The sequence below is a fragment of the Longimicrobium sp. genome, assembly GCF_036280135.1.
GTDB lineage: Bacteria > Gemmatimonadota > Gemmatimonadetes > Longimicrobiales > Longimicrobiaceae > Longimicrobium.
On the sequence record NZ_DASURI010000409.1, the window covers coordinates 1 to 4,521 of the forward strand.

General features: G+C 67.6%; 4 protein-coding genes. 3 read left to right on the plus strand and 1 reads right to left on the minus strand.

Translation table 11 applies throughout. From position 1 onward, the window contains the following. Positions 1-620 precede the first annotated feature (620 nt). The 3 genes from VFZ20_RS13075 (at position 621) to VFZ20_RS13085 (ending at position 3,824) form a co-directional block, all read left to right on the plus strand. Positions 621-998 (plus strand): hypothetical protein, encoded by a 378-nt coding sequence (locus tag VFZ20_RS13075; protein WP_329684334.1) that lies wholly within the window; start codon positions 621-623, stop codon positions 996-998. A gap of 332 nt (positions 999-1,330) precedes the next feature. Further along, positions 1,331-2,506, plus strand: a complete 1,176-nt coding sequence (locus tag VFZ20_RS13080; protein WP_329684335.1) for a hypothetical protein — start codon at positions 1,331-1,333, stop codon at positions 2,504-2,506. Positions 2,507-3,197: 691 nt separating this feature from the next. Next, a complete protein-coding gene (locus tag VFZ20_RS13085; RefSeq protein ID WP_329684336.1) occupies positions 3,198-3,824 on the plus strand; it encodes a hypothetical protein in 627 nt (208 codons plus the stop codon). Between the two features lie 45 nt (positions 3,825-3,869). On the opposite strand, the gene VFZ20_RS13090 is transcribed toward VFZ20_RS13085, so the two are convergent. Beyond that, positions 3,870-4,521, minus strand: a 652-nt coding sequence (locus VFZ20_RS13090; RefSeq protein WP_329684337.1) for a hypothetical protein, incomplete at its 5' end; no start/stop codon positions are given.

A 4,521-nucleotide genomic window follows, 5' to 3' on the forward strand; every position in this document is an offset into this window, starting at 1 on the left:
TGGGCGAGCTCCGCGAGCCCGGAGGGGGCGCTCGCGCGGAGGCTGCCACAAGCTCCCGAGCCTGCACTCTCTATTCAGAGGGTGTTACCGAACCATACCTCGAATGGACGCCAAGGAGCGTCATCCTGAGGGAGCGCCGCACGCGACCTGATCGCACGCAAAACCTTGGCGCGACCGAAGGATCTTGTGTGCGAAACTCGGAGACGGGCTCCGTGCAGGAGGACCGCCGCAGAGTTTCGCGGGCAAGATCCCTCGTCGCCGCCACGGAGTACGCGGCGAACCGGGCTCGGGCGGCGGCTCCTCAGGATGACGCGGTTCGAAGCGCGAGGTCTGGCAACACCCTTTGAGGGGCCTACGCGAACTCGACCGCGCCGGATGCGGGCGGCCCCGAAGGATCTTCCCGCCCGGCATGAGACTTCCAAAGGATCGGCGACGGCTCGCGGCGCCTTCGTGCGCGCCGCGGGCTGTCTTTTTCGTTTCCGCGCACGGAGGATTTTGCGGATACGCTCCATCGGGCGCTCGGGCAACCCGCACTTCGCCAGCACTTGTATTTAAGGACGATAATTGCTTATTCTAGAAATGCAGCCAGTCTTCGCCTGTCCATCCACCAAGGAGGCGCCGTGAAGTCCTCGATCCTTCGTGCCCTGCTGACGCTGACCGCCACCGGTGCGATCGCGGCCGGGTACGGCGAGATGCCCACCGCGAGCGCGGCCACGCCGGTCCCGAGCCCGTCCGCCACCCCGCTGTCGGTGTTCGTGACGTGCGGTGAGAACTACGAGGTCCTGCAGACCTGCGTTGCCGAGGCGTCCGGCGGCAGCGGAACCGGGTACACCTTCACCTGGGAGACGGGCAAGGTAAAGTCGACGCAGGGCGCCACGAGCACGGCCACGGTCAACTGCCCCGAGAACTCCGGCTACCGCTACGAATCGGTCAGCGTGACGGACAGCAACAACGCGTACGCCGAGTCCCAGGCGCAGGTCTGGTGCAGCCCCTGGTGATCTGCCCGGGGAGTTAGTCAGCGCGCACAACGAGGCCGCCGGCAGGAGCCGGCGGCCTCGTTTGTGTTTCGGCGCACAAACATGGCGACCTGCCGCGTTGACGTGCCGGTGCAAATCAATCGCAGCTGACGTAACTCCGGATCCAAATGCACCAACGCGTCGCCTGCGGCACCGCGAACGGAATGGCGCGCACGGCTCCCTGTCTGTATTCTGTCGGAATAAGTGGACAAAATCCTCGTCACCCGTTCATCATTCGCGTGCCCACATCCCGCCGAGCCGGAGGCAGACCGCACCACGTTCCACCCGCGCCGGCACCGCTGGACCGCACGGCCGTGCTGGCGCAGATGGAGAGCGCGGCCGGCCTGGTGCTCTGGCGGGCGCTCGTGGACGCACGGATGTGGGGGGATGCGCCCGCGGCGAGGCGGCGCAGCCTGTTCCACGCGCCCACGGAGGACGTACGCGACCGGTTCGCGCTGGCGTGCGAGGAGATCCCCGCGCTGGCGCAGGCGTTCGGCACCTTCGCGCTGATGCTGCGGTCCCCCGGCCTCGCCACCTCCGAGCAGGTGGGCTCCGCGTGCGCGCAGGTGCACGCGTGGGCCGACACGGCCGGGCTGCGCACGGTGGCGCTGCTGTTCGCCGAGGCCGCCGCCCATGCCGATCCCGAGAACCCGGCCCACGCCAACCTGGCGGCCCGGAGTGCGCGCCGCGCGCTGATGTACGACCGCGCCGGCACGTGGCACCTGCGGGCCTACAAGCTCGCCGTGCGCAGCCGCAACCGCACGGAAACCGTCTGGGCGCTCATGGGATACGGCGCCATGATGAAGGCAACCGACCGGATTCCGGAGGCACGGCGCTTTCTGCAGCGCGCCACTCGCCGGGCCATGGCGTTTGGAAGAAAGAAAGAGGCCGCGGTCGCACATCACGAGTTGATGGGCATCGCGGTGGACCAGGAGCGCTACCGGCTCGCGGAGCTTCACGTGGCTTCTGCGATCGCCCTGTATCCGGGTGACCATCCCAACCTTCCCGCGCTGGGACACGACTTCGCCTTCGTATTGCTGCGGCAGAAGCACTGTTCCGCCGCGCTTCCCCTGTTGGAGCGAGCGGCGCCACTGATTGCGCGGCCGGACGAACGTGGTTTGGCCATGTCCTCCCTTGCATGGGCCGCCGCGGGAGCCGGGCGATTCACGCGTTTGGCGGAGGCGGAACGCGCGGCTCTGGAACTGGTTGCAATCTTCGATGCCCACGCCTCAGCCGTCTTCCTGCACTTGGCGGAAGCATTCCGTGCGGCTGGAGATCTCGATCAGGCGGGCCGGTATGCAGACGAGGCCGCGCGCATTGCGCAGGCCAAGGGTGACATCCAGTTCGTACGCGAGGCGGCCGAGATGCGCCTCCAACTGCGCGAGCCAAACACGCGCCCCCAGCAGGACATCCCGCCGGGGACGCGTTCGCTCGCGATTCTCCGGGATCTCACCACCCGCCTCAAAGCATGGAAGAGGGCTCCAAACTGACGATGGTTCCGGAGCCTTGCCTTTACGAACCCGAGCCGAGCGTGTGCCCGCCGCGGCTTGTCGTGTCACTCGCTACCGCCTCCTGATCCGAAGGCTCCTGTACGAGCGCGCCACCGCCAATCGTATGTCCGCCGCGACCGGTGGTGTCGGCGGAGGTCGTCTGCGTCTCGGGAGGTGCCGCAGGGACGCCCGCGCCCCCGCCAAGCGTATGGCCGCCCGCGTCGGCGGAGGTCGTCTCTGTTCCAGAGGGCACAGGCGGCGCACCCGCGCCACCCCCGATCGTGTGGCCTCCGTCGAACGACGCGTCCGCCGGCAGGATGGGGGAAGCCGAGTTCGTGCATCCCGCGGCACCCGCCGCCAGCATCAGCCCGAACGCAACGCGCATTGCCTTCATTGGAATCTCCCGGTGTGAGTGGATGAGCAAGCGAAACGCTGCCCGCTCAATCTACCCAAAGCATACCAAACCCGCCACGAAGATACACTAACACAAAACGCCACCAATCCACGTTTCGCCACCCGCGGGCGAGCCGTAGCGTTGGCGCATGAACAGCGAAACCAGCCAACCGCCCGCGCCCGCTCCCACGAACGCGGATGCGCGTCCTCCCGCTCCGGCGGCGACAACTCCGGTCGCGCCGCGTCGGCTCGGCCAGGTCACCTGGTCATCCAGCAACATGCTCGGGAGCGGCAACTGATGCCCGCCAACGTTCCGGATGATCCGATTCGGCCGCGCGGAAGCGGCGGACGCCACACGCTCGGCAGCAGCCCGGAATCCCAGGAGCCGGTCGAGCACGTGGACCTTCCGCCGCTGCCCGCGCTGGACGCGAGCGCGCCGCTGGAGCCCCTGCGCACGCTTTACATGGCGTGGTGGAGGGACGCGCGGGAGCGCGCACGCCAGCTCGATCCCGGCGTGCGGTCCCTGTTCGTCGATGTGCTGGATCACGTAGAGGCGGGCTGGGCGTACGTGGCGCCCCTGCAGGCGTGGTGCGAGGCGCACCGTGACGATCCGCGCGACGGCGACGATGCGCACCTGCTGGACTTCATCGCGGACGACGTGGTGGACCTGTTCCGCGAGATCGCGTCCGGCGTGGCCGCGCTGGTGCCCGGCTATCCCGGCTGGGAAGCCGAAGCCGATCCCGCCGAGGTGGACGGCGACCTGGACACGTTCCGGCGCTACTTCACGGTGCTGCGGTACGCGGTGGAGGGCCTGCCCGCCCCCGCGGAGCTACGCGACGCGGTGCGCACGGCCGCCCAGGGCCTGGCCGGCTGGAGCACGGAGCTCGCCGTGCTCGTCACCGCGATCGAGGAAGCGGTTCTGTGACTTCAGCAGTAATCCACGGGTGGGCACCCCGGCTGCCGCCAGGGATCAACCGAGTGCAAGTCTGGCCTGGTCACCTGAAAACTCGGCGGTTGTCCCGTCGGTGTATTCAATCTGGATTCGTGTGAGCCTCGCACGGACTATCGTCGAGTTGTACCACGCGCTATCCCAGTACCTGTCACCGCCACGAACTGCGCCAGGGGGAACCGGGCCAGTAACTCTTCCGCTGAATTCGCTGTAGTCGCGAATGGTACACGATACCGGATCACCGACGGCGTTGTACGCTTCAACCGTGAATCTGGCGTATTTCACCGTCTTGGAAGACGTGTTCTGCCACACGATGTGCAGATCGACGCCACCCGCGCTGTTGGGCCTGCTCGTCCAGACCCGACGCACCCTGACTGTGCTGCGAATCCGGTCGCGTTCACTCCGCGCTGCCTCCCGCCGTGCAGCCTCAGCTTCCGCTTCAGCCTTGCGGGCCCGCTCGGCCAACCTGCTCTCGGCCTGCGAGGCGAAGCGTAGTGCTTGCGCGGTCTCCGGCGTTCCGGGGTGATGTTGTGCCAGTTCGCGCGTGGCGGACACGACCTCGTCGTACTTGCCAGCTTCAAACGCAGAGCTGATCACTCCGAGACGACGCGGCGCTCCATTCCTCAACTCGTCCAGTTCCGTTTCCAGTTGTGAGACACGGCCCTGTAGCGAC

Excerpts from the sequence above, each read along its gene's own strand:
- VFZ20_RS13085 (WP_329684336.1), top strand. The coding sequence starts at position 3,198 with ATGCCCGCCAACGTTCCGGATGATCCGATTCGGCCGCGCGGAAGCGGC.